This window comes from Rhodococcus sp. WY5 (assembly GCF_018588185.1).
Lineage (GTDB): Bacteria > Actinomycetota > Actinomycetes > Mycobacteriales > Mycobacteriaceae > Rhodococcus_F > Rhodococcus_F qingshengii.
In genome coordinates this window covers 2,681,627-2,705,850 of record NZ_JAAMPR010000001.1, presented here as the reverse complement: position 1 = coordinate 2,705,850, position 24,224 = coordinate 2,681,627, and the positions used below count along the sequence as shown (strand labels likewise).

Here is a 24,224-nt window from a genome sequence, read left to right as displayed (position 1 = left end):
AGACAACCCGCGTGTGCAACTATTTATCAGGCGCACGCAATAGTTGCATGCGCGGCATAGGTGGCCCGCGGATGACATGATTCCCCGTCGAGCTGCCACATCCCAGTCCCGAAAGGCACTCTTCAATGTTGTCGATCCCCGACCGCACACTGACTCACGGAACCACCGGCGAGCCGATCACCATCCCGCAACTCGGGTACGGCGTTTTCCAGGTACCGGACGCGCAGACCGAAGAGGTCACTGCCACCGCTCTGGAGATCGGCTACCGCCACATCGACACGGCCGCGATCTACGGAAATGAAGCCGGAGTCGGCCGCGCCATCGCAGGTTCGGATATCCCTAGGTCAGAGCTGTTCGTCACCACCAAGCTGTGGAATGACGATCAGGGCCACGACCGAACACTCGCCGCTTTCGACACCAGCCTCGACAAGCTCGGACTCGACTACGTCGACCTCTATCTGATTCACTGGCCCGCGCCGGCAAAGGGCCTGTTCGTCGAGACCTGGGCGGCATTCGAGCAAATTCTCGCCTCCGGCCGCACCCGTGCGATCGGCGTGTCCAACTTCCTGCCCGAGCACCTCGAACTGCTGGCCCAGCACAGCGCGACCACCCCGGCCGTCAACCAGATCGAATTGCACCCCAGACTGCAACAGCACACTTCTCGGGAGTACGCCCAGAGTCGCAGCATCGAAATCGAGGCTTGGAGCCCATTGGGACAGGGAACTATCCTCGACGACCCGGCCATCGGGAAAATTGCTGCAGCACACGGCAAGAGCCCTGCACAGATCATTCTGCGTTGGCATCTCGAACAGGGCCACACCGTTCTGTCGAAGTCGGTCACGCCTGCCCGTATGCGCGACAACGCCGCAATCTTCGACTTCGCACTCGATACCGACGAGTCAGCGGCCATCGCAGCGCTGAACACCGACAGCCGTGTCGGACCCGATCCAGTCGAATTGAACTGAATCGAAACGGCTTCAAGAATTTTCGTGGGGAGTCAACGTCAGCAGCACAGAATCGACGGACTGCTCGGCCAGGAGCGCGTCCAGCGGTAAGTGACGGAACAACGCTCGGTAATAGATCGGCGACGCCAGCGCGTCCAGGACGAAGTCCAGGTCGAAGTCGCTCCGAATGTCGCCGCGTAGCCGCGCCGATTCCAGCACTGCCGCAGTGGAATCGCGTCGAGGCTGAAAGAATGCCGACTGGAAATCCCGCGCCAATTCCGGGTCCGCCGCCAGATCCGCGACCAACGCGGGCAGGATCCGACCGACTACCGTTTCACTCAGTCCCACAACCAATGTCGTGATGCCGGCGATCAGGTCTGCCCTGAGATCGCCGGTGTCCGGCGTTGGATCAGTACCGATGTGCGCCACGACAACGTCGACCACCAGATGCCGCTTCGACGGCCATCTCCGGTAGATGGCGGGTCGATGCACGCCCGCTCTCGTCGCCACCGAACCGATCGACAGCTCCGCATATCCATTCTCCCCCAACAACTCCAGGGTTGCCGCCAGAACGGCGTCGTCGATCCGCTCGTCGCGGGCGCGCACCATCTACAGCACCGGCCGCGGCATGAGCACCAGACGCCAGCCGTCGGGATCTTCGAAAGTCATCCCCGCATTCTCCTCCCAGTACGGATTCTCGGCGCCGACGGGTTCGTGCCCTGCTTCCCCCAACCTCTGAACTACCTCGTACATCGCCGACTCGCCGGCGAAGTAGAGCACCAACAGGTTGTCCTGCGTCGGCGCCGGGCACGGGCTTCCGTCTTCGTGGGTCGTGAATTCGAGGTGATAGTTCGAATCCGGCAGACCCAGCATGATTCCGTCGTACCCGGCATGACCGGAGAACCGGTAGAGCTCTGGCAATCCCAGACAGTCGCGATAGAACGCAATCACGTCGTCGAGCCTGTCGGTGGGTCGCGCTACGCGCACTTGCACTACTGCGAGGTCGTTCGGCCAAGTTGTCATTTCAAAACAGTACAGTACGTACCGTAATGTTTCGAGAAGATGGCTGCCAGCCTCCCGACGGCAGCTCGCTGCAACTACAAGCGATCATTCTCCGGAAACGCCGCCTTGGGCATGAACTTCGGCCTGGCGAACAGCACAGACAGTTTAGTGGGCTGCGACTCCACCGGGCGATCGGACCGGTACAGCAACGCCTGCTGCGGGGTACTCACCCATTCACTGGCGAAGATCTCACCGAGGCGCGAAACCGGCACGTGCGACCCGTCCTCGAGTCGAACGGTGACGTCCGCCCCGATGTCCGACTGGCCGTACACGACCCACCACGATTCGCCTTCCACATCCCCCGGAGTGTGCTGCCCGATACCGATGACTGCACCCTTCTCCATCGGATCGCGCCAGACCGCTTCGCGCCCTTGCGGTCCCACGCAGTAGCTACCATCCTCGCGCACCTGCACGACCAGGCCGGACTCTTCGAGCACCAACTGTTCGACCACCATGCCAAGCCCCTTCCGTTGCCCGAACCTTATCCGCCGGCACGCCCCAGAAGCGGAACAATCGCGGTTCGTGTTGACAAACTGTTGGGTTTTTACAACACTTTGATGCATGAGCCCAGTCCGGCGGGGAGACGCGCTCCCCATCTTCAATCGCATCGGAGTGCTTCGCGCCGAGCGGAAGATGAGCCGGGCACAGCTTGCGCAACTCGTCGACGTGAATCCGCAGACGGTGGGGGCACTCGAACGCGGTGACCACTACCCCAGCCTGGATCTTGCATTCCGAATCTGCTGGGTGTTCGACCTCCCGGTGGAGGCGGTGTTCTCCCGGACGGAGTTCGGGCCGCTGTCGACGGAGGTCTACCGGAATGCACCGTCGACGGAGGTCTACCGGAATGCACCGTCGACGGAGGTCTACCGATCTGACCGCACTACCGAGGGGAGTGAAAAGCCAAGTGCCTGAATCAAATCTGATCGACCGCTACCAGGCCCACCGCACTCGGCGGTTCCTGCAGAACGAGGAGACGTTCCGACATTGGCTCCCGAATTGGCGAACCCGTCGACGTCGGCGCGTACTCGTCGTCGCCCTGGCGGTCCTGTTCACCACGATGGTTGCCGTCAGCACAGCATGCCTGTTCAATCCGCTCTTCGCCGTGGCATGGCCGGTCCTCACCCTGCTGTTCCTGCCGACGTGGTCCTCACTTCAAATCGTGTCGGGCCGGCAAGGGGATGCTCCGCGGCAGGCGTTGGACGAATGGGAGATCCAGCAACGCAACGACGCTCGCTCCGTCGGGCTCAGCGTGACCCAAACGTTGGTCTTCATTGTCGCCATTTTCCTCATTTTCACCTCGTCGGTGCAGTGGAATGTAGAGAGGCTGCCTTACACGGGAGGTTTATTGGCACTGACTGCAATGCTGATCGGCGCGTGCACGCCCGCGATGATTCTCTCGTGGACCAATCCAGACCCGGATCCGATTGATTCGGAAGAGTTCGATCTCTGACCCGTATTACCGAAGCGCACCACTCGACCGATGGGAAGGACCCATGTCAGCCACCCTCACGATCGACGGCATCTCGAAACGCTACGGCGACGTCGTCGCACTCGACAACCTGAGTTTCGAAGTGCGCCCAGGCGAGATCTTCGGATTCGTCGGCAGCAACGGCGCCGGCAAGACGACCACGATGCGCATTGCGCTGGGTGTGCTCGGAGCAGATTCGGGAGAAGTTCGCCTCGGCGGCAAACCCGTCGACCTCGACGTGCGTCGCACTATCGGATACATGCCGGAGGAACGCGGCCTCTACCCCAAGATGAAGGTGGGAGCGCAACTTTCCTATCTGGCCGAGCTACACGGACTCTCGAAGGCCGACGCGCACGCGGCCACCGAGCGGTGGACCGAACGTCTGGGCATCGCCGAACGCGTCAAGGACACCGTCGATTCCCTGTCCCTCGGTAATCAGCAACGTGTGCAGCTCGCGGCGGCGCTGGTTCACGACCCATCGGTACTCGTTCTGGACGAACCGTTTTCGGGCCTTGACCCCGTAGCGGTCGATGTCATGAGTGACGTGTTGGTCGAGAAGGCTCGCACCGGTGTTCCCGTAATCTTCTCCAGCCATCAGCTGGATCTGGTGGAGCGCTTGTGCGATCGCGTGGGCATCATCAGCCGCGGCAGCATGCGGGAGATCGGAACCGTCGACGAACTACGAGGCAAGGGCGACGGCCGAATCGAAGTCTTCGCCCCTGACGCGCCGGTCGGTTGGGCACACCATCTGATCGGTGTCACCACACTGAGCCACCTCGACGGCCGAACGCTCCTGAGCGTCGACGGAACCGCCGACGATCAGCAGATCCTGCATGCAGCGTTGAAAACCGGACCGGTGCACGAGTTCACGCTACGACGTCCGTCACTGACCGATCTGTTCCGAGAGGTAGTAGCCGCATGAGCAACCAGTTGAGCGGAGGTCGAGCCATCGGGTTGGTCGCCCGACGCGAATTCATGACGCAGATCTCGAAGAAGAGTTTTGTGATCAGCAACGTCATCATTCTGGTCGCGATCATCGGCGGCATCATCGCCTTCTCGCTCTTCTCCGGCGGCGACGAGGACAAGTCGAAGATCGGCTTGGTCGGCAACCAATCACTCAGTGCCACGATGGTGTCCATCGGCGACACCCTCGGAAATCCCGTGACGGTAACGGAGGTTTCCGACGACGGCACCGCGCGTGATCAAGTCAAGGACGGCGACCTCGACGTGGCCGTGATCGCTGGATCGGGCGGCGGCGTCACTGTCGTGACCAAGAAGGAAGTAGCCACGAATCTGCGGGCCGTCATCGAGAGTTCCGTTGCACAGCAGGCACAATCGAATGCGCTGTCCGCTGCGGGGATCGACCCGGCTCAGCTCGCCGAAGCCACGTCCACCGCAGTGGTCACCATCGATGCCATCGATCCCCCGGATCCCGAACAGGGCCAACGTATAGCGATGTCGATCGCTGCTGTGGTGCTCCTGTACATGCAGATCCTGTTGTTCGGAACGTACGTGGCGATGGGCGTCGTCGAGGAGAAGTCCAGCCGTGTCGTCGAGTTGCTGCTCTCCACTCTCCGTCCACTGCAGTTGTTGTGGGGCAAGGTTCTCGGAATCGGTGCTGTCGGCCTGATGCAGATGGCTGCCTATGCCGTCGCGGGCGTCGCCACCGGACTGGCGACGGGCGTCCTGACCGTGACGGGCACCGCAATCGGCGTTCTGTTCGGCACTCTCGGGTGGTTCATTCTCGGCTTCCTCTTCTTCGCCGTGCTGTACGCCGCCGCCGGGTCCATGGTCTCGCGACAGGAGGACGTCAACGCCACCGCGATGCCTCTCGCGCTGCTCGTCATGGCAATGGTCAGCGTGGCTTTCGTTTCGGTGAGCAATCCAGAAGGAACCCTGAGCAACGTGTTGAGTTGGATTCCGCCGTTCTCGGCAATCCTCATGCCCCTGCGCATTTCCGCCGGTGTTGCTTCTCCGTTCCAGATCGTGGGAACGATTCTGCTGATGCTGGTGGTGACCGCTGCGCTGTCGATGATCGCGGCAAAGATCTACCAGCGCTCCATCCTTCGCATCGGCAAGGTCGTTTCGTGGAAAGAGGCGTTCGGACGCTGATTTATCCGGCACACAACTGACGCCACACGATCCCGGCAGCACCCCGTCCAGGTAGGTTCATCCTGGACGGGGTGCTGCTTACTTGGAGGACGTTGTGCGAATCTCGGCCGAAGAACTACTCACTGCGGTACTCGATCCCGAGAGCTTCGTCTCCTGGGACTCCCCGCCCGTCGACGTCGGACCTGGCGCGAAATACGCGGAAGACCTGGCGAAGGCCCGCGAGAAGAGCGGAGTTGACGAGTCCGTCGTCACCGGTGTGGGTACGGTTCGGGGCCGTCGGGTCGCGGTAATTGCCTGTGAATTCAGCTTTCTCGCCGGTTCCATCGGAGTCGCCGCGGCCGAGCGGATCGTGACCGCCGTCGAACGTGCTACGGCAGAACAACTCCCGCTGCTCGCCTCGCCCACCTCCGGCGGAACGCGGATGCAGGAGGGCACCGTCGCCTTCGTTCAGATGGTGAAGATCGCTGCGGCAGTGGCTGTTCACAAAGCGGCACACCTGCCCTACCTGGTTTACCTGCGCAATCCCACCACCGGCGGGGTCTTTGCCTCGTGGGGATCCCTCGGCCACATCACCGTCGCGGAACCCGGTGCTCTGGTGGGATTCCTCGGACCCCGTGTCTACGAATCGCTGTACGGCGAAAAGTTTCCCGACGGTATCCAGACGTCCGAAAACTTGTATCGCAACGGCGTGATCGACGGCGTCGTCCCCGTCGACCGCCTCCGTCTGCTGGTCAACCGAGCGTTGTGCGTGCTCACCGATCCCCCGGCCCCGGCGGCCACGGACCCGATTCCCTCACCCGAGATTCCCGATGTTCCCGCCTGGCAGTCGGTGATGCTCTCGCGCCGGGCCGATCGACCCGGCATCCGGCAGTTGCTCCGCCATGCCGCAACTGAACAGGTACCGCTCAGCGGCACCGGGCAGGGTGAAACCGACAAGACGATCTTGCTCTCGCTCGCCCGCTTCCGAGGCTTTCCGTGCATCCTGCTCGGCCAAGACCGCAGTGGCCAATCCGCGCTCACCACGATGGGACCGGCCGCGCTCAGGGAAGCGCGACGGGGCATGAAACTTGCCGAAGAACTACAACTCCCGCTTGTCCTCGTGATCGACACTTTGGGCGCGTCGCTGTCCAAAGAAGCTGAAGAACGTGGACTGGCCCCTGAGATCGCCCGTTGCATCGCCGACCTCGTGACGCTGAAGACCCCGACAGTGTCGGTGTTGCTCGGCCAGGGAACAGGCGGCGGGGCGCTCGCGCTGCTGCCCGCCGATCGGGTACTCGCGGCACAGAACGGGTGGCTCGCTCCCCTGCCGCCGGAAGGCGCAAGCGCGATCGTCCATCGCGACATCAGTCACGCACCGGAGATGGCGGCAGCGCAGGGCATTCGTTCGTTGGATCTGCTTCGAGACGGCGTGATCGACGCGATCATTCCCGAAACGCCTGACGCGGCCGACGAACCCGTGGAATTCTCCAAGAGGGTAGGGGCTGCGATAGCGCACGAACTCTTCGTGCTTGCCGAAGAGTCGGACACCGATCGCCAGTCCTCCCGTATCGCGCGCTATCGAAACCTGGGAGTTCCGCAATGACGACGAAGGACCGGAATGCGCTGACGCTGCCGCACAGTTACGACCGCGCGGCACTCGCTCGTTTCGAATTGTTCCTGTTCGCGGGCATCGCCACCGTGCTGATCACCCGCGCTTATCTGGCGGCAACGGGCTATCCCCAGATCGGGGGCGGCGCCCTCCACATCGCACACGTTCTCTGGGGCGGATTGCTGATGGCCGTAGCCATCGTGGCGACCGCCATCACCGAAGGCTCTCGCACGCGTGACCTGGCCACGCTCGTCGGCGGAATCGGGTTCGGTCTCTTCATTGACGAGGTCGGAAAATTCGTCACCGCCGACGTCGATTACTTCTACCAGCCTGCCATCGCGATCATGTACGTCGTCTTCGTTCTCTTCTATCTTGCCGCGCGCGAGGTGGTGATTCGGCGCGGAATGAATGATCGTCATCGGCTCGCCATCGGGGCGCGAGCGCTCTCGGACCTCGCTCTCGGTCAGCTCGACGAGATTCAGTACAACCACGCCCTCCGCGTACTCGACGGCGTCGAAGACCGCAGCCTCACCGACCTCGTCGATTCGATCAAAGCCGGCCTGCATTCACAGACTCCGCCGACCGGCGGTATCGAATCGAAGATCACTCGTGGCCGCAACGCGTTCTTCCACCGTGCCGAGGAACTGCTCCGGCACCGGGTCGTCCGCCGACTGGTACTGACCCTGTTCGTACTGCAGGCTCTTCTGGCGATTGTCCAGGTGATCTACGCGTTGGTTTCCGAGAACGTCGTCGAGGCCGACGACGTCTCCGACCTGGTGGTCCAGATCTCCACCGTCGCAACCGGAGTTCTTGTGGTTCTGGGAGTGTGGTTCCTCTTCCGCGGTCCGTACCTGCGAGCATTAAGGCTCCTGCGTGCATCCCTCATCGTGAGTCTCCTGGTGACGCAGGTTTATCTGTTCACGCAGGACCAGTTCGGCGCGCTTTTCGGTTTCGCAGTGTCGCTGTTCATGCTCGCGACTCTTCGCATCGCGATTCGTAGCGAAGAGTCCGCCGCAGCTCTACCGCAGTAATCCTCTACCGCAGTGGGACCGCAGGCCGACTCGGTAGATCGCGGATCCCGCGGAGCGGGCTGAAGAGCAGGACCAATCCGCACGGCGCGATCAGGCAGGCCATGATCCACATCGTCCCGCGCGGTCCCACTGCGTCGCCGAGGTAGCCTGCCGTCAGCGCACCGAGCGGAATGCTGCTGTGCAGCAGGAACATACTCGTTGCCACCACTCGTCCGAGGCGGTCCGGCGGACAGTAACTTTGACGGAAACTGCCGAGCACCACGTTGCACGACACGACGCCCACAACCATCACCATGCCGCCGATGCAGAACCAGAACAGGCCGGCACCGTACGTCGTCAGAGGTGCTAACAGGATGAACGGTCCCGTCACCAACTGACAGATGAGAACGCTTCGGGCAGTGCCGAATCTGCGGCCGAGCGGGCGCGCGATCATCGATCCGACAATTCCGCCCACCCCGGCAATCGCCAAGAGAAGCCCGAGTCCGAACTCCCCCACGCCAAGCGTCTTTTCCAGGAACACGATCTGGATCGTGGAGTACCCGGTGAGACCGAAATTGAGCAGAGTGCCGTAGACGACGATCGACCGCAGATACGGATCACCGGCGACGAATCGCAGTCCGAGCGCAATCTGGCGTCGCAACGGTTCTCGCTGATTCTGTCCGCGATGGACGGTCTCCTGCACACGAATCAGCCAGATGCATACAAAGCAGAAGGCGAACGTGAACGCGTCGACAACCAGACCGGCCGCGAGCCCGACAGTTGCAACCACCAGCCCACCGACGCTTGGGCCGATCACCCGAGTTGCGGCCTCAGCGCCCTGAATCTTCGAGTTCCCTTCGACAAGATCCGCTTCGGCGAGCACCGTGGGGAGATACGAGTGATAGGCCGCCTGGAAGAAGACGGTGGCTGTACCGGTGAGCAGCGCGACCAGGAGCAGGTGGCCGTATGTCATCGCCTCCAGGAAGCCGGCGATCGCGAGGCTCGCGAAGAACAGCGCGCACGCAGCGTTCGCGATCATCATGATCGGGCGCCGAGGCAGCCGGTCGATCCAGGCACCGGCTGGTAGTCCGACGATCAACCACGGCAACCACACTGCTGATGCCAGCACACCGATCTGGAAGCTACTCGCGTCCAGTTCGCGAAGCGCGATCAGCGGCAGTACGACGGTCGTGACACCGTTTCCGATACCGCTGACTGCGTCGCCGGTCCACAGAAGTCGGAAGTCACGCAGAGCGAGGACTCCCCAGAAGCCTGCGCGTTGCGCTGCACCTGTCACATCGATCCCCCCCTTTCAGTCCCTGCCCTATCCCACCCCTGCGCGCCACTGGCCGACGGGACAGGCCCGCCCGGCGCAAAGGGACGGTACCCCCACCGCTACTGAGGCGCACCGCACTGACGGTGACCTAAGGTGTTTCAGGTCACCGGTAAACGAAGTTCACGAGAGGACACACGTCGATGAGCTCTTCCGAGCAGGCGTCCCACACCACGTATGCCGACGCATATCGCGAGAGCATGGATCAGCCGGAGAAGTTCTGGCTCGACGCTGCGCGGGCCGTCGACTGGGATGTCGCGCCCACCAAGGCTCTCGACGACTCTGCCGCGCCGATCTATCGCTGGTTCCCGGATGCTTCGCTCAACACCAGCTTCAATGCCCTCGATCGGCACGTCCGCGACGGCCGCGGCGATCAGACCGCGTTGATCTTCGACTCCGCGATGGTCCCCACCAAGGCCACGTACACCTACGCCGAATTGCTCGAGCAGGTCTCACTCTTCGCCGGCGTCTTGAAAGATCAGGGTGTGGTGGCGGGCGACCGCGTGATCATCTACATGCCGATGATCCCCGAGGCTGCGATCGCGATGCTCGCGTGTGCGCGAATCGGCGCGGTGCATTCGGTGGTGTTCGGCGGCTTTGCGGCCAAGGAGCTCGCAACCCGTATCGACGACGCCGGTCCAGTGGTGCTCGTGACGGCGTCCGGCGGCCTCGAACCCGGACGAACAATCGAGTACCTGCCGATGGTCGAGAAGGCTCTGCAACTGTCCGCCACTCCCGCGCACACCGTGATCGTGAAGAATCGCGAGCAGATTCCCGGTGCAGCTTCCGACTACAAGTCAAGTGCCGCAGCCTGGTTCGACTGGGACGAGCTGATCGCCGACGCCACCCCGGCCGACCCGGTGTCGGTCGCCGCGACGGATCCGCTCTACATCCTCTACACCTCGGGAACGACCGGTAAGCCCAAGGGCGTCGTCCGGGACAACGGTGGCCATGCCGTTGCGCTGACGTGGACCATGAAGAATCTGTACGACATCAGCCCAGGACAGGTGTGGTGGACCGCCTCCGACGTCGGCTGGGTGGTCGGCCACTCCTACATCGTCTACGGACCGTTGCTCGCCGGAGCCACGACGGTCATGTACGAAGGCAAGCCCGTCGGCACCCCCGACGCCGGTGCGTTCTGGCGCATCATTTCCGAATACAACGTGTCGGCACTCTTCACCGCTCCGACAGCGATCCGCGCGGTCCGCAAGGCCGACCCGGACGCAAAAGAGCTTGCCAAGTACGACATCTCGTCGCTCGACACACTGTTCGCGGCCGGCGAGCGCTTGGATCCCGACACCTACGAGTGGGCTACTCGGATTCTCGATCGCCCGGTGGTCGATCACTGGTGGCAGACAGAAACCGGTTGGGCCATCTGCGCGAATCTGCGCGGCCTCGAACCCATGGAGATCAAAGCGGGCTCACCCACCGTCGCCTGCCCCGGATACCGCGTCGAAATCGTCGACGGCAAGGGCGAACTCGTGGGTCCGGGCACCGAGGGCAACATCGTGATCGGCCTGCCGCTTCCTCCCGGAACACTCGCCGGACTGTGGCGTGACGAGGACCGGTACGTGAAGTCCTACCTGTCGACTTTCGAAGGCTATTACCTCACCGGCGACTCCGGGTACATCGACGAGGACAACTACGTCTTCGTGCTCGGACGAAGTGACGACGTGATCAACGTTGCCGGACATCGCCTTTCGACCGGAAGCATGGAGGCCGTCGTCGCCGGCCACCCGGCTGTCGCCGAATGCGCGGTCATCGGCATTCACGACGAACTCAAGGGGCAACGGCCGAGCGGTTATGTCGTGCTCAAGTCCGGCGTCGACATCGATCCCGAAACACTCCGACAAGAACTGGTCGCGCGGGTGCGAGACCAGATCGGTGCCGTCGCCACGTTCCGGGACGTCACCGTCGTCGCCGCACTACCGAAGACTCGTTCCGGCAAGATCCTCCGCAAGACCATGCGGCAGATCGCCGACAACGAGGAGTACACGGTCCCGTCGACCATCGAGGACGCGAGCGTATTGGACGAGTTGTCCAAACTCCTTCGCGGATAAGGATTCAGCGAATTCCCCTGTCTGTCTGCCTCCGGACGTAGCAGTATGAACACGTTCCAGTTTCGGCGATTCACACGGGCAGGGGAAGTTCGATGGGCAATTTGGACGGTCAGGTCGCATTCATCACCGGAGCGGCGCGTGGTCAAGGGCGCGCGCATGCCGTCAAGCTCGCGTCCGAGGGCGCGGACATCATCGCGGTGGATCTCTGCGCGCCGGTCGCAACGGCGGGGTACGACATGGCCACCGAAGCCGACCTCGCCCAGACCGTCGCCCTGGTCGAAGCTCAGGGCCGGCGTATCGTCGCATCCGTCGCGGACACTCGCGACCTCGATGCCCTGAAATCAGCGGTCGACGCCGGAGTCGAGAAACTCGGCCGACTGGACATCGTGATCGCCAACGCGGGAATCGCGGCGTCGGCGAAATTGTCCTGGGACCTGAGCGCCGAAGAGTTCCGCGAGCTGATGGACATCAACGTCACCGGCGTCTGGTTGACGACCAAGGTGTCGATTCCGCACATCATGAACGGCAATCGAGGTGGATCCATTGTGTTGATCAGCTCGATGGCCGGGCTTCGAGGCGTGCCGGGGATTGCACATTACTCCGCGTCCAAGCACGCCGTTCGGGGGTTGGCGAAGTCTCTGGCCAACGAACTCGGCTGGGCGGACATCCGAGTCAACTCCGTACACCCGGGCAATGTGCGAACGACGATGATCGACAACGAACCGATGGTTCGTGCGTTCCGTCCAGACTTGGAGAATCCTGTCCTCGCCGATACCGCTCCGATCATGTCGAAGCTGAATCTGCTGCCCCACCCGTGGGTCGACCCCGAAGTGATTGCGGATGCGGTGTTCTATCTGGTGGGGCCGGCCGGGCGCGGGATCACCGGCATCGCGTTGCCGATCGATCTCGGCACCTCGGAAAAATTCGCCGGCGACTGAAGGCCCGAACTGATGCAGAATTGCCTCTGCCGGATGGGTCTCGAGCACCATCCGGCAGAGGCAATTCCGGCTTGATCAAGCCTTCGTAGCAACAGAACAAGTAGTCGACAACCTCATAGGCGCTCCTCGTCTGGTGTGGGAAAAACCGTTGTGGGATGCGCAACAAACCCAAGACCCAGCGTAGAAGCATTTGGCCGCAAACGCGCGTCATTCGGCACTATTTTTTTTGGATTCGGGCATACTGGGCAACGCTCCCACCACGTATTATGGACCCGAGTTCACACTTACAGGGGGTAGGCACAGTGACGGTCAAATACGCCGTAATGGACCCGATTCACGGAAAAGTCGAGATCTCGTTCGATGTCGACACGGGGGTCGTCGACGTCCGAAACGGCAACTCACACGCTCTGTTGACGCGTCGAGTCGATGCCCCGCGCCGTGAAGGCACACCCATCGGAACGCGCGCCGCCGCCGACTTGTTCTTCACTGTCGGTGGCGACGAAGTCGAACTCACTGTCGGCAAAGGGTTTCTGTCCCGTCGCTCGTACTCTGTCTCGGCACTCGTCGACGGCGTGAGTTTGAACTTCGCCCCAGTCGACGACGCGAACAGTGCATTCACCCGCGACGGATTGCGGATCGGGCACTTCTCCAAGAACGAGGAATCCGATCCCAGACAGACCGACGCAGTCTGGTCGAGTACGCCGAGCAACGACGAACTTGTCATCGGTTACGCCCTGGCCGAAGCCTTCGATTGCGGAGCACTCAACGGGGCTTTTGCGTTGATCGAATCACTGGTGCTCGGCGGCGGATAGAGACCACTCAAAGCAGGTGGATTACCAGCAGAACAACGGCAATAGCTGGGAAAAGCATCTGTACGACGGCTGCGCGGGCTTTGTCGGGAGACGAGAGAATCAGCACCAATCCCGCGGCAACCATCGATCCTGTGCCTGCCAGTACGAGGGCAATTCCGACCGACGCGGAGCCGGTCGCCGCAATCACGATGCCGACCGCCGACACGATCGCCAAGAAAAGGTTGTAAAAGCCCTGGTTGAAGGCGAGCGGCTGCGTGGCGATCGCCTCTTCCTCGGACTTCACGCCGAACGTGGCGCGGGTCTTCGGGGCCGTCCAGAGAATCGATTCGAGGACAAAAATGTACACGTGCACTGCTGCGGCCAGTCCCGCGAAGATGTAGCCGGCGACGTTCATCGGTAAGCTCCTGTTGCTTCGTGTGAATTCTGTATCGTTCGGTCCAATATATACTGGACCGAACGATACAGAAAGAGCGAGGCTTTGATGGGCAGATCACAAGAATTCGACACAACAGCCGTGGTCGCTGCCGCTTTGGACGTTTTCTGGGCACGCGGATACGAAGGTGCCTCACTCGGCGACCTCGAATCCGCGACGGGGCTGAGTCGGTCAAGTCTCTACAACTCGTTTACCAACAAGCGCGGATTGTTCGACGCCGCCGTGCAGATGTACCTCGACCATGTCATCCGGCCACGTCTGCGCAGCCTCACGACAAATCCCGGGGCAGACGCAGTCGACGACTACCTTTCCTCGCTTGCGCAAGCAATCGGCACCATGACCGCCGACTCGCCTCGGCGCGGTTGCCTACTTCTCAATACGGCTGCCGGACTCGGCGCGCACGACGATGCGGCGGCCGCAGTGATCCGCGCGTACCGCCGAGAACTCGCCGACGCGATCAACAGTGGATTACACGCCGCGTTTCCAACCGAGACAGACGCCACGCTCTCAGATCGCACTCGAATCCTTCTCTCCTGCACGGTAAGTGCATTGGTACTCGCACGAGTTGACACCGAAGAGGCCATCGCAACTCTGGAATCTGCGCGCCGACTGAACGCAGAGTGGCAGGGATAATGACCGGAAAGCTCACGCCATCGCCCGCCATCAGGCGGGTAGGCGATGATGCTTCACGTGCCCAAGTTGACCACGCCCGCTATCGCCGCTGGATATCTCCGGGGAATGGACCAACCCTCGATCCACGTCGGGACTTTCGCGATTCTCCGACCCTGGACCCGCGACGACGCACCGGCCGTCATGGAAGCCTTTCGCGATCCGTCGATTCAGCGTTGGCACATCCGCCGCGCCGACTCGATCGACGAAGCACGGGGTTGGCTCACCCAGTGGAGAGACGGGTGGGCAAGCGAATCCGAATGCCATTGGGCGATCGCCGCTCCCGAGACAAATGAACTCCTCGGTCGAATCGCAGCAAAGGGGGTGAATTTGTGGGACGGCACTGCCGAGCTCGCGTATTGGGTGACCCCAGCGGCGCGCGGCCGCGGACTGTGCACCCAGGCTGTAACCGCACTGTCCGAGTGGGCATTCCGCGAAGCGGGGTTTCATCGACTGGAACTCGAGCACTCGATCCACAACCCACGATCGTGCCGAGTCGCCACCAAAGCAGGGTTCAGCGAAGAAGGTGTTCGACGAAGCTCCGCCAGGCACGCCGACGGCTGGCACGACATGCACGTCCACGCCCGACTACGTAGCGATCAGCCTTCGGCAACGACTCGCGCCGCGAGGGCAAGCGTCTGATCCACCAATTCCGCAACTCGCTGCGGCACGACCGGTTCGAGGTCGAACAGAATTCGGTAGATGATCGGCGCCACTACATGGTCGACCACCGAATCACCATCCACGCCGGCAGCTTCCGGCCAACGCGCGAGGATCAGGTCGATCTGCGTCCGACAGAAGAAGGCACACTTGAACTTCTTCGTACCGTCCGGTGCATGCGTCTGATCGTCGCTCATCAACACGTCACGCAACGAAGCACGACCGACAGGTGCAGACATCTCCTCGAGGTACTCCTGCGCCCAAATCGTCAGATCCCCTCGGAGCGAGCCCGTTTCACGCGGGTCGGCGTCCGGGCGCAATCTCTCGATCGAGACGTCGGCAAAGACTTCGTTGATGTCACCCCACCGCCGATAGATGGTCGACGGGGTCACTCCCGCATCGGTCGCGATCATCGGCACCGTGATCTCGGCTCGATCACGCTGTTCCAACAACTTGCGCGCCGACGCATGCACGGCCTGTTGGATGCGCGCACTACGGCCACCGGGGCGCGGACCTGCGGACGGACTCATAAATCCAATACTAACGCAAAGATGTTGCATTAGGCTACGGCCAGGCGTAGCGTCCCAAACGCAAAGTATTTGCGTTTGAAGTCTTCACCACCCGCACGGGAAGCGCTACGACAATGACAACGACCGTTTCACCACAGACCGAGAGCACTTCACGCCCACGCCTTGGGCGAGGCGTCGCTTTCACACTCATCGCCGTCATCATCGCCACGTTCCTGGGCGCATCCGCGACCCCGACACCGTTGTACGAGCACTATCAACAGTTGTGGGGATTCTCCTCGCTCGCGTCGACGCTCGTGTTCGGCATCTACGCTCTCGCATTGCTCGCCACGCTCCTGACCGCCGGATCCCTGTCCGATCACATCGGCAGGCGCCCGGTCCTGCTCGGAGCACTCGCGCTCGAGGCAGTCTCGCTCGCGCTGTTCGCCTCGGCCGACGGGTTGACCATCCTGCTCATCGCCCGGGTCGTACAGGGTGTTGCCACCGGCGCTGCAATCAGTGCTCTGGGTTCGGCATTGATCGACCTCGAACGCACTCCGGGTCGAGGATCGATCATCAACAGCGTCGCTCCGACGATGGGGCTTGCAGTCGGAGCAGTGGGTTCGAGCCTCATCAGCGAGCACCTGCCCCGGCCCACCAGCACTGTCTACCTGGTCCTTCTCGTGCTTGTCATTCTCGAGATCTTCGGAGTATGGGCCGCTCCCGAGACTTCGGGCGGACGCCCCGGAGCCTGGCAGTCCCTGCGCCCCACACTGGCCGTTCCTCGTCAGGCGCGCACGATGATTGCCCTGACCGCACCGTGCCTGATCGCGGTCTGGGCACTGGGAGGTTTCTACCTCTCACTCGGACCTGCATTGGCGCGCAACGCACTTGACGTTCACAGCTCCCTCATCGGTGCCATCATGGTCGCAACACTGACAGGATTCGGAGCGGCAGCAGTACTCACCTTCCGCAAACTCGGCGGCCGGACCGTGATGCTGATCGGAACCACCGCCTTGGTGCTCGGGGTGGCCGTCACACTCATCGGTGCTGAAACATCCTCTGCCGTATTGATTCTGGTCGGTACGGCTGTTGCAGGTATCGGCTTCGGAGCAGGATTCCAAGGAACTATCCTCACCGTCATGCCGCTGGCCGAGAACCACGAACGCGCGGGTTTGTTGTCCACCGTCTACGTCATCGCATATCTGGCCAACAGTCTTCCCGCCTTGCTGGCCGGCTACCTGGTCGGCAAGGTCGGATTGGTGGATACGACGCGTGGCTACGGCGCACTCGTCATGGTGCTCGCGGCGGCCGCACTGATCGGACTGCTGGTCACCGGCGAGCGAAAGGTCGAAGCCGTCTCGGTGTCGGAGTAGGTGTCCCCCGATCGGTGGACACACCGTTCCGCCTGCACAGGGTCCGGGGAGTGGACATACGACATCGATCTGCTCCGACATAGTTGTCTTCGAGAGAGCCAACCGAACGCTCACCCGGACAAAGGACACCGACGATGACGAACCCACGCTACGTAGTTGCCGCAATCACAGCTCTGGCCGCCGGCGCCCTCACTTTGGGATTGAGCGGAATCGCCAGTGCCGGAACCCTTCCCACAACCGGCAACAGCATCACGATGACGATCAGCAACGACACCGAACAGACAATTCATCTCGAAGGCGCCGACAACCCCTACGGACAGTGGATGCAGAGCCCACGCCAGTCGCTCGCGCCTCACGAGACCGAGATCGTCACGGCATACAACCAGGACCCGCGCGGCCTGACGGTCGACGTCGTCTATTCCACTCCCGACGGCGGACAAGCAGTCTTCATGGCCAACGACTATCCGCAGTTCGACACCGACGGAACTCGCACCACCGACCCTGATCACTACTTCATCTCGAGCTACATCGACGGCTACTACCCGAACCTGAGCGTCGGGTACCACCTCAGTGTGGTGTGACTGCAGCAGTCGTCATAAGTAATCCATCTGCCACTCAGACGCACTTGTTCTTGGACATTCGTCCGGCGCGCGGGGATTGTTGAACGCAGCCCCGCACGACCAGGCACACGCCCCGCTGCCGGTGGCCCGAAAATCAACGGGAGAGGGAAAACCACAGTGCGACTACCCAACCAGTTTCTGATCTACGTCAGCGATGCCGCCTCCGCAGCAGCGTTCTACGGCGAATTGTTCGACGCGAAGCCTGAGGTCCTCAGCCCTCGGTACATGACCTTCGACCTCGGCGGCGGTGTGGTCCTTGCACTGTGGAGCGGCAAGTCCCGCGACCTCGATCCCGCGACACCGCGCAATTTCGAAGTCGGCATCTTGGTCGACGGTGGGAGCAACGAAATTCGGGCGATCCACGACGAGTGGGTGGCCAAGGGAGTCGAGGTCGTCGAAGAACCCAACGAAGATGTCTTCGGTCTGACGTTCGTCATTTCAGATCTGGACGGAAACCGCGTCCGCGTAGCGCCCGCAGATCACTGAGCACTCAGCCTTTGATCTCGCCGTACCGGCGCAAGGCTTCCTCACGCTCGTGCGCGTGATCGACGATCGGGTCCGGGTAGTCGACCGGGCGCATCGCCTTCAACGAGTGGACGGCCTTCCCGGGAACATCGCGAAGTTCGGGGACCCACCGACGGACGTATGTGCCGTCGGGATCGAACTTCTCCCCTTGCGTGATCGGGTTGAAGACGCGGAAGAAAGGCGAAGCATCCGTACCCGACCCGGCAGTCCACTGCCACCCGTGCTGATTGGAGGCCAAGTCACCGTCCACCAGTTGCGACATGAAGTAGCGTGCGCCGCGCCACCACGGAATGTGCAGGTCCTTCACCAGGAATGACGCGACGATCATTCGGACCCGATTGTGCATCCAGTTCTCTGCGGCGAGTTGCCGCATGCCGGCATCCACGATCGGGAAGCCGGTCTTGCCTTCACACCAGGCCGTGAAGGCGGCGTCTGCGTCGACTCCCCCGTCGTGACGTAAACGGTCGAACTTGTCGTCGTAATTCTTCCGCGCGCTGTCGGGGCGCTGAAACAGGATGTCTGCGTAGAAGTCTCGCCAAGCAAGCTGGCGACGGTACGCCTGAGCGCCGTCTCCGAGTCGCTTGGAGAGATCTGCCAACATGATTCTCGGATGAATCGTGCCGTACTTGAGCGGGATCGACATCCGACTCGTGGTGTCGAGGTCGGGTCGATCTCGTTCGTCGTCGTACCGGTCAAGATCGTTCTCGCAGTATTCTTTCCACTGTTCGAGCGCACCGGCCTCACCGACGACATCGCTGACGGTGCCGGACGGCGCGGGGATACTCACCCGGCGCGGGCCACCGTCCTTCTCGCTCGGATCGAACCAACGGACCGTCCCCGCATCGGTCGACGCGGGGCCCCGCCAACCATGTTCCATCCACTGACGGAAGTACGGCGTGAACACCTTGTACGGATCACCGTCCGCCTTGGTGACGCGTCCGGGCGCCACGGCATATGGTGACCCGGTGGCGATCAACTCCACCTTCTCGGCCACGGCCGCGTCGCGCCGTCGGCCGTAGGGCCCGTAGTCGGCACTGATGTGAACTTCTTCGGCGCCAACGGATTCCGCCACGCGGGGCACCACGTCTGCCGGATCACCTCGAACAACCATCAATCGTCCGTCGAGCTGGTTGTCGAGTGCCGACAAGTTGGCGAACAGTTGATTCTGGCGGGGTGAGCCTGCCGGTCCGAGCAACTTCTCGTCGAGGACGAACAAACCCAACGTCTGTCCGCCGGCATCCGCCGCTGCAGTCAGAGTCGGAAGATCACCGACCCTCAGATCGCGTCGAAACCAGATCACAGAGTTACTCACCCAGTCGAGCCTACCGATCAGATCTCAGAACGCATCCCACCGCGCGGGCCGCCAGTTGCGCCGCTCTTTCGGCTGTCGGTTCGGAGGTGAGCCCGAGCAGTCGCCGCCGGTGCTCCTCCCCGAGCAGCAAGGTGTACAACTGATCCGCGCACAGCGCAGCCTTCTGGCCGTGCTGATCGATCAATATCTTCTCCAGAAAGGCAATCGACTTGGCCGGGCCGGATTCGTAGAACGCTGCGGCCAATTCAGGGAACTGCACTGCCTCGCCGATCATCATGCGGTGCAGCGCAATCGAGTTGTCGCTGTGCAGGGCGATGACGATGTCCACTGCAGCGGCGAGCAGGTCGGACTGACCCTCGCCGGCATTGTCGACGTACGCGTGCTGACGCGCAACCGCAGCTGCAAAGACCGCAGACTTGTCGCCGAAGTAGCTGTACACGGTGCGCTTGGCGACGCCGGCCACCGTGGCAATGCCCTCGATGGTAGTTCGGGCGAACCCGACATCTCGAAACGAGTCGACAGCGACGTCGAGAATCTCGTTGCGTCGTTCGGCGCGCTCGGCGTCACTGGTTCTCCCACGTCTGCGCGGTTGCTCCATCAAGTCCCCTGTTACCGTGCCGGTGAATTAATGCTACGTTGACGTTTCATTAATTCGAATACTACAGGAGCACTGCATGACCGGACAACGACTCGTCCACGTCGCCATCGCCGACGACTGGGAAGCATGCAAGCGTTTCGGTGAGTACGAGGTCTCGACGCGCGGAATCAGTTACGACGAGGCAGGATTCATTCGCGCAACGACCCCGGACGCACTCGCTTCGGTGCTCGATCTGGTGTTCGGCGACCTCACATTGCCGCTGGTCGTCGCCGTCATCGATCAGGACGCCCTGACCTCCGCGGGCATCGACGTCGAATGGGAGGCGGAAAAGCCCCGAATCCTCCGACCTCTACCGATGGACGAGGACACCGTGGTCGCCGAACTGGCCGTGGAACGCGTTGACGGGGTCTGGCCGATTCCCGACCTGACCCCGTACGCAAGCTGCGCCGGCTAGACCAGCGCAGCCTCCGGTTCGATAACCGGCGCAGACGCCTTCTTCCGGCCGGCAGCCACGCACAGCGCGATCCCGACGGCAATCCAGCACACCAGCACCAGAAGTGGCGTGGTGGCGCCATGGCCGTCGAAGAACGCCATCGAACGGACGGATGCTCCTGCGGCGCCAGGTGGGAGCAGCTGCCCCAATGCGCCCCAGCCTGCGGGCAACCACGCGGCAGTTGTCGCCATCCCCGAGAGTGGGTTTCCGATGAACATCATCGTGACGGCGCCCAACGCGAACCCCTTCATCCCGAGCAGGGATTCGAGCCCCAAAATGGGAAGCGAGATGGCCGACATGCCCATGGTGAGTGCGAGCGCGGTGAGCAGGTAGTTTCCGTCAAGACTGTTGGTGCCGAACTGCAGAATGGCAGTCAGTGCAAAACCCGCGACCACCGCGACGCCGGCAGCGCCCAACACTCGCTTGACGATGCTACGCGGAAACAGTTGCACGAGAACAACAGCGGGCATGATTCCGCCGAACACCAAGGGCAAGGCCAATGCCGTGAGCCCAGCACCGGTCGGGTCGTCCGCAGTCAGCGGCACAACGTCTTCGACGGGCACCTTTGCCCCCGAGGCCTCCGGGAGGCCGTTGGCCACCCCGGTCAGGGTCTGGGCGATCGGGGTTCCGCCTGCAGTCGCGATCAACACGTGAGGACCGTTGGCATCAACGGCGATTCCGCCGACCACGTCGCGATTCCGAATCGCGTCACGCAGGGCGTCGGCGTCGGCGAATTCTCGAGTATCGAAGGCGCCTTGCTTACTCGCCTCGAGCGAGGTGCTGATCTGTTCGGTTGCCGCAGCTGGACCGGTGATGCCCAACTTCAGTTCGTGCGGGCCACTGTTGACCGAGGGCAGCACGAAGGCAAGCAGCATCAGCCCGATCACGGCGGACAAGCCCAACACCACAGCCACCAACTTCTTGCGGTCCCGTGCTTCGACTTCGGCGTTCATAACTACCCTCCCTAAGTGGAAGTTTTTCCTCCACTATTTGTGGAAGATATTCCTCCGGTTATGATGAACTGTCAATACCGGAGGTGGATGTGCGAGCCGATGCACGTGAACGCAGAAACGCAATAGTCGACGCCGCACGAGCGGTGTTCACCGAACGCGGGCACGACGCGCCGCTCGATGCAGTCGCAGAACTCGCGAAAGTGGGCATCGCCACGCTGTATCGAAACTTTCCGACGCGCGAGGACCTCGTGACCGCCGTCGCCGTCGCAACACTGACCGATGTCCGCGAGGCTGCCGACATCGCACTCACGGCAATGTCCACCGATCCGACAAACGCGTGGCACACGCTGGTGGACCGCCTCGTGGAACTGCGCCTGGGTGCGCTCATTCCTGCACTGGTGGAACGCAGTTTCACCGAGCTGGCGCCCGAAGTTCTGGCGGTGCGTGAGGTGACGAAAACGAAGATGACCGCGACGATCGGCGCCGCTCAGAGCGCCGGACTGGTTCGCGCCGATCTGCAACCGCTCGAATTCGTCATGGCTCTGGCCAAACTGACGCGCCCGCAAATCGAGTTGTCCGACGAGGCCATGCCGAACCTGGTCCCGCGGTTGGTCGCGGTGTTCATGGCCGGCCTGCGTCCGGACGGTACCGACTTGCCGGTCTGATCGGCGAAACCCGACGTACCAGGCAAGGCACAATGGGGCTGTGACCGAGATACCGAAAATCCTCGTAGTCGACGACGACGCAGACGTCCTGACCTCACTCGAACGCGGATTGCGGCTCTCGGGATTCACCGTACTGACGGCGGTGGACGGCGCCGACGCGCTCCGAGTGATCTCCGACAAGCGACCGGACGCGGTAGTCCTCGACATCAACATGCCGGTGCTCGACGGCACCGGTGTGGTGACGGCGCTTCGTGCCGCCGGCAACGAAATCCCGATCTGCGTGCTCAGTGCGCGCAACTCGGTCGACGATCGCATCGCCGGGCTCGAATCCGGTGCAGACGACTACATGGTCAAACCGTTTGTTCTTGCCGAACTGGTTGCCCGGATCCGCGCAATGCTCCGTCGCAGCAACACTCCGGCCGGCGATCACTCCGAGGGTACGAATACCCTGCGGGTCGGAAACCTCGACATCGATCTCTCCGGTCGCCGGGTTCGTGTCGACGGCAAGGAAGTACCACTCACCAAACGCGAATTCGAGCTACTCGAAGTGCTCGCACACAATTCCGGCATCGTGCTCACTCGCGAACGTCTCCTCGAACTGGTGTGGGGCTACGACTTCGTCGCCGACACGAACGTCGTGGACGTCTTCATCGGCTATCTGCGTCGAAAGTTCGAATCCGGTGGTTCACCTCGTCTGCTGCATACCGTTCGCGGCGTCGGGTTCGTGCTTCGGGAGAACCCGTGAAGCGTCGCCGCTTCTCACTACGAACTCGCGTTGCCGCGGCCGCGGCACTGGGGGCGACGTTCATCGTCATCGCACTCGGTGTGGTCGTTGCACTGGCTATCGCACGAAATAATCTAGCGCAATTGGACCGCCGACTCGAGACGGCATCGACGGTCATCGTGGCCAATGCTGCAACAGCGGGACCTTTTCTCGGCGCGTTCGGAGACGGCGGCGCCTTTTCCGTGACCATCCGCTCCGATACCGACGGAACCGTCAAATCCAGTACTCCGACGCGACTGCCCGAACTACCGGTCGGCTCGGCGACCGTCGACGTGGACGGTACGAAGTACCGGGCATATACCGCCGAGGCCGACGGGATCAATGCCCTTGTCTCGCTGGCGGTTCCCTATGCCGAAGCGCGAGACATCACAGTCGACCAACAGCGACAGGTTGCGTTCTTCGGCGTCGGGGCCGTAGCGGCCGCAGCTGCGTTGGGATGGTTGTTCGGTGGCCCGGCGGTGCGCCCCCTCGTGGAGTTGACCCGCCGGATCGCCAGGCGCGATCCCGATCTCGCCACCGAGGTTTCCGGAATCCGTGAAGCGGACGAGCTTGCCGCAGCAGCAGAATCGATGCTCAGCGACGTCGCTCGAGCGCAAGCCGCAACCAACTCCGCCCTTGCCGCCGCCCGAGATTTTGCGTCCGCCTCGGCTCACGAACTCCGAACTCCGTTGACAGCAATGCGAACCGACATCGAAGTGTTGTCCATTCACGACCTCGATCACGAACAAAGACGCGAGATCCTCACAGATCTGGCCCGCGCGCAGGGCCGCGTCGAGTCAACTCTGAGAGACCTCGAGCGCCTGGCGAAGGGTGAACTCTCGACGGCCGAGGATTTCAAGGACACCGATTTGACCGAGGTCTGCGACATCGCTGCCGACGACGCACGCCGACATCATCCTGGGCTCGACGTCGGCGTCGTCACGGTGGATTCCCCACTCCCCTATTGCATCCGGGCCCTTCCCGGCGGAATCCGGTTGATCCTCGACAACGCGGTCACCAATGCAGTCCGCCACGGCGGCGCGAGCGCGGTGCGCATCACCCTCGCTCGCCCGGCAGATTCACCGGACACCGTCACGATCACGATCGACGACAACGGTTGCGGAATACCGGCCGAGGAACGCTCGAGCTTGTTCGAGCGCTTCACTCGCGGATCGACGGCAGGCAAGACAGGCTCCGGTTTGGGCCTGGCGCTGGTGGCGCAGCAGGCGGCCCTGCACGGCGGACGGACGACATTTCACGACAGTCCACTCGGCGGGGCTCGCCTGCTGGTCGAACTCAGGGATCAGCCCGGACCCGAATAGCC

28 protein-coding genes are annotated in these 24,224 nt (G+C 62.4%); 19 read left to right on the top strand and 9 right to left on the bottom strand.

Features of this window, described 5'->3' with window-relative positions; genetic code table 11:
* The first annotated feature begins 125 nt into the window (after positions 1-125).
* Entirely contained in the window at positions 126-965 is an 840-nt protein-coding gene (locus G4D79_RS12690; RefSeq protein WP_099698665.1) for an aldo/keto reductase, read from the top strand.
* Between the two features lie 12 nt (positions 966-977).
* On the opposite strand, the gene G4D79_RS12685 is transcribed toward G4D79_RS12690, so the two are convergent.
* The 3 genes from G4D79_RS12685 to G4D79_RS12675 all read right to left on the bottom strand — a co-directional run bounded on the left by G4D79_RS12685 (position 978) and on the right by G4D79_RS12675 (position 2,461).
* Positions 978-1,553, bottom strand: coding sequence for a TetR/AcrR family transcriptional regulator (locus G4D79_RS12685; RefSeq protein ID WP_054827331.1), 576 nt, complete (start codon positions 1,551-1,553; stop codon positions 978-980).
* The gene (locus G4D79_RS12680; RefSeq protein ID WP_021332241.1) at positions 1,554-1,967 is read right to left on the bottom strand and encodes a VOC family protein; all 414 of its coding nucleotides are present in this window, start codon (positions 1,965-1,967) and stop codon (positions 1,554-1,556) included. It lies immediately after the preceding gene.
* A gap of 74 nt (positions 1,968-2,041) precedes the next feature.
* Positions 2,042-2,461, bottom strand: coding sequence for a hypothetical protein (locus G4D79_RS12675; protein ID WP_007733415.1), 420 nt, complete (start codon positions 2,459-2,461; stop codon positions 2,042-2,044).
* 106 nt (positions 2,462-2,567) lie between these two features.
* On the opposite strand from G4D79_RS12675, the gene G4D79_RS12670 reads away from it, so the two are divergent.
* The 6 genes from G4D79_RS12670 (at position 2,568) to G4D79_RS12645 (ending at position 8,205) form a co-directional block, all read left to right on the top strand.
* Positions 2,568-2,918: a helix-turn-helix transcriptional regulator gene (locus tag G4D79_RS12670; protein WP_042952669.1), complete on the top strand. Its 351-nt coding sequence runs from the start codon at positions 2,568-2,570 to the stop codon at positions 2,916-2,918.
* Positions 2,911-3,456 carry a hypothetical protein gene (locus G4D79_RS12665; protein WP_003939943.1) on the top strand — a complete coding sequence of 182 codons (546 nt, stop codon included), beginning with the start codon at positions 2,911-2,913 and terminating at the stop codon, positions 3,454-3,456. Before G4D79_RS12670 ends, G4D79_RS12665 begins: the two co-directional genes overlap by 8 nt.
* Before the next feature lie 43 nt (positions 3,457-3,499).
* Complete coding sequence (locus G4D79_RS12660; RefSeq protein ID WP_003939757.1) at positions 3,500-4,396, top strand: ABC transporter ATP-binding protein; 897 nt, start codon at positions 3,500-3,502, stop codon at positions 4,394-4,396.
* Positions 4,393-5,586: an ABC transporter permease gene (locus G4D79_RS12655; RefSeq protein WP_007733417.1), complete on the top strand. Its 1,194-nt coding sequence runs from the start codon at positions 4,393-4,395 to the stop codon at positions 5,584-5,586. The genes G4D79_RS12660 and G4D79_RS12655 overlap by 4 nt, the downstream gene beginning before the upstream one ends.
* A 94-nt stretch (positions 5,587-5,680) precedes the next feature.
* On the top strand, positions 5,681-7,168 hold the full coding sequence (locus G4D79_RS12650; RefSeq protein WP_003940141.1) for a carboxyl transferase domain-containing protein: 1,488 nt from the start codon (positions 5,681-5,683) through the stop codon (positions 7,166-7,168).
* Entirely contained in the window at positions 7,165-8,205 is a 1,041-nt protein-coding gene (locus G4D79_RS12645; RefSeq protein WP_007733419.1) for a hypothetical protein, read from the top strand. Before G4D79_RS12650 ends, G4D79_RS12645 begins: the two co-directional genes overlap by 4 nt.
* A gap of 4 nt (positions 8,206-8,209) precedes the next feature.
* Here G4D79_RS12645 and G4D79_RS12640 read toward each other — a convergent pair whose 3' ends face one another.
* Positions 8,210-9,481: an MFS transporter gene (locus tag G4D79_RS12640; RefSeq protein WP_099698664.1), complete on the bottom strand. Its 1,272-nt coding sequence runs from the start codon at positions 9,479-9,481 to the stop codon at positions 8,210-8,212.
* Between the two features lie 179 nt (positions 9,482-9,660).
* On the opposite strand from G4D79_RS12640, the gene G4D79_RS12635 reads away from it, so the two are divergent.
* The 3 genes from G4D79_RS12635 (at position 9,661) to G4D79_RS12625 (ending at position 13,327) form a co-directional block, all read left to right on the top strand.
* The gene (locus G4D79_RS12635) at positions 9,661-11,577 is read left to right on the top strand and encodes a propionyl-CoA synthetase (RefSeq protein WP_003940009.1); all 1,917 of its coding nucleotides are present in this window, start codon (positions 9,661-9,663) and stop codon (positions 11,575-11,577) included.
* A 92-nt stretch (positions 11,578-11,669) separates the two neighbouring features.
* Positions 11,670-12,515: a mycofactocin-coupled SDR family oxidoreductase gene (locus G4D79_RS12630; protein ID WP_214514240.1), complete on the top strand. Its 846-nt coding sequence runs from the start codon at positions 11,670-11,672 to the stop codon at positions 12,513-12,515.
* A 302-nt stretch (positions 12,516-12,817) separates the two neighbouring features.
* Positions 12,818-13,327: a hypothetical protein gene (locus tag G4D79_RS12625; protein ID WP_235808376.1), complete on the top strand. Its 510-nt coding sequence runs from the start codon at positions 12,818-12,820 to the stop codon at positions 13,325-13,327.
* Between the two features lie 7 nt (positions 13,328-13,334).
* On the opposite strand, the gene G4D79_RS12620 is transcribed toward G4D79_RS12625, so the two are convergent.
* Positions 13,335-13,721, bottom strand: a complete 387-nt coding sequence (locus G4D79_RS12620; RefSeq protein ID WP_099698663.1) for a DUF1304 domain-containing protein — start codon at positions 13,719-13,721, stop codon at positions 13,335-13,337.
* A gap of 87 nt (positions 13,722-13,808) precedes the next feature.
* On the opposite strand from G4D79_RS12620, the gene G4D79_RS12615 reads away from it, so the two are divergent.
* Together G4D79_RS12615 and G4D79_RS12610 are read left to right on the top strand one after the other, a co-directional pair.
* Positions 13,809-14,393: a TetR/AcrR family transcriptional regulator gene (locus tag G4D79_RS12615; RefSeq protein ID WP_030535389.1), complete on the top strand. Its 585-nt coding sequence runs from the start codon at positions 13,809-13,811 to the stop codon at positions 14,391-14,393.
* Between the two features lie 57 nt (positions 14,394-14,450).
* Positions 14,451-15,071: a GNAT family N-acetyltransferase gene (locus G4D79_RS12610; RefSeq protein ID WP_042451481.1), complete on the top strand. Its 621-nt coding sequence runs from the start codon at positions 14,451-14,453 to the stop codon at positions 15,069-15,071.
* Here the strand turns inward: G4D79_RS12610 and G4D79_RS12605 are convergent.
* Positions 15,029-15,619 carry a TetR/AcrR family transcriptional regulator gene (locus tag G4D79_RS12605; protein WP_099698662.1) on the bottom strand — a complete coding sequence of 197 codons (591 nt, stop codon included), beginning with the start codon at positions 15,617-15,619 and terminating at the stop codon, positions 15,029-15,031. The genes G4D79_RS12610 and G4D79_RS12605 overlap by 43 nt on opposite strands.
* 113 nt (positions 15,620-15,732) lie before the next feature.
* Between G4D79_RS12605 and G4D79_RS12600 the strand changes: the two genes are divergently transcribed.
* From G4D79_RS12600 to G4D79_RS12590, 3 genes are all read left to right on the top strand, one after another.
* A complete protein-coding gene (locus tag G4D79_RS12600) occupies positions 15,733-16,971 on the top strand; it encodes an MFS transporter (RefSeq protein ID WP_003940229.1) in 1,239 nt (412 codons plus the stop codon).
* Positions 16,972-17,105: 134 nt separating this feature from the next.
* Entirely contained in the window at positions 17,106-17,552 is a 447-nt protein-coding gene (locus G4D79_RS12595; RefSeq protein ID WP_047270917.1) for a hypothetical protein, read from the top strand.
* 156 nt (positions 17,553-17,708) lie between these two features.
* Entirely contained in the window at positions 17,709-18,077 is a 369-nt protein-coding gene (locus G4D79_RS12590; RefSeq protein WP_003939994.1) for a VOC family protein, read from the top strand.
* Positions 18,078-18,081: 4 nt separating this feature from the next.
* Here G4D79_RS12590 and G4D79_RS12585 read toward each other — a convergent pair whose 3' ends face one another.
* Together G4D79_RS12585 and G4D79_RS12580 are read right to left on the bottom strand one after the other, a co-directional pair.
* Complete coding sequence (locus G4D79_RS12585) at positions 18,082-19,428, bottom strand: deoxyribodipyrimidine photo-lyase (RefSeq protein ID WP_099698661.1); 1,347 nt, start codon at positions 19,426-19,428, stop codon at positions 18,082-18,084.
* Between the two features lie 10 nt (positions 19,429-19,438).
* Positions 19,439-20,026 carry a TetR/AcrR family transcriptional regulator gene (locus G4D79_RS12580; RefSeq protein ID WP_047270920.1) on the bottom strand — a complete coding sequence of 196 codons (588 nt, stop codon included), beginning with the start codon at positions 20,024-20,026 and terminating at the stop codon, positions 19,439-19,441.
* A 76-nt stretch (positions 20,027-20,102) separates the two neighbouring features.
* Between G4D79_RS12580 and G4D79_RS12575 the strand changes: the two genes are divergently transcribed.
* Positions 20,103-20,480, top strand: coding sequence for a DUF952 domain-containing protein (locus G4D79_RS12575; protein ID WP_003939721.1), 378 nt, complete (start codon positions 20,103-20,105; stop codon positions 20,478-20,480).
* Here G4D79_RS12575 and G4D79_RS12570 read toward each other — a convergent pair.
* Entirely contained in the window at positions 20,477-21,472 is a 996-nt protein-coding gene (locus tag G4D79_RS12570) for a hypothetical protein (protein ID WP_099698660.1), read from the bottom strand. The two genes, G4D79_RS12575 and G4D79_RS12570, sit on opposite strands and share 4 nt — an antisense overlap.
* 89 nt (positions 21,473-21,561) lie before the next feature.
* Here G4D79_RS12570 and G4D79_RS12565 point away from each other — a divergent pair, with 89 nt between their 5' ends.
* From G4D79_RS12565 to G4D79_RS12555, 3 genes are read left to right on the top strand one after another with little or no spacing between them, the layout of a single operon-like run.
* A complete protein-coding gene (locus G4D79_RS12565) occupies positions 21,562-22,137 on the top strand; it encodes a TetR/AcrR family transcriptional regulator (RefSeq protein WP_029256004.1) in 576 nt (191 codons plus the stop codon).
* 40 nt (positions 22,138-22,177) lie between these two features.
* Complete coding sequence (locus G4D79_RS12560) at positions 22,178-22,882, top strand: response regulator transcription factor (protein WP_003939853.1); 705 nt, start codon at positions 22,178-22,180, stop codon at positions 22,880-22,882.
* Positions 22,879-24,222: a sensor histidine kinase KdpD gene (locus G4D79_RS12555; RefSeq protein ID WP_099698659.1), complete on the top strand. Its 1,344-nt coding sequence runs from the start codon at positions 22,879-22,881 to the stop codon at positions 24,220-24,222. The genes G4D79_RS12560 and G4D79_RS12555 overlap by 4 nt, the downstream gene beginning before the upstream one ends.
* Positions 24,223-24,224 lie beyond the last annotated feature (2 nt).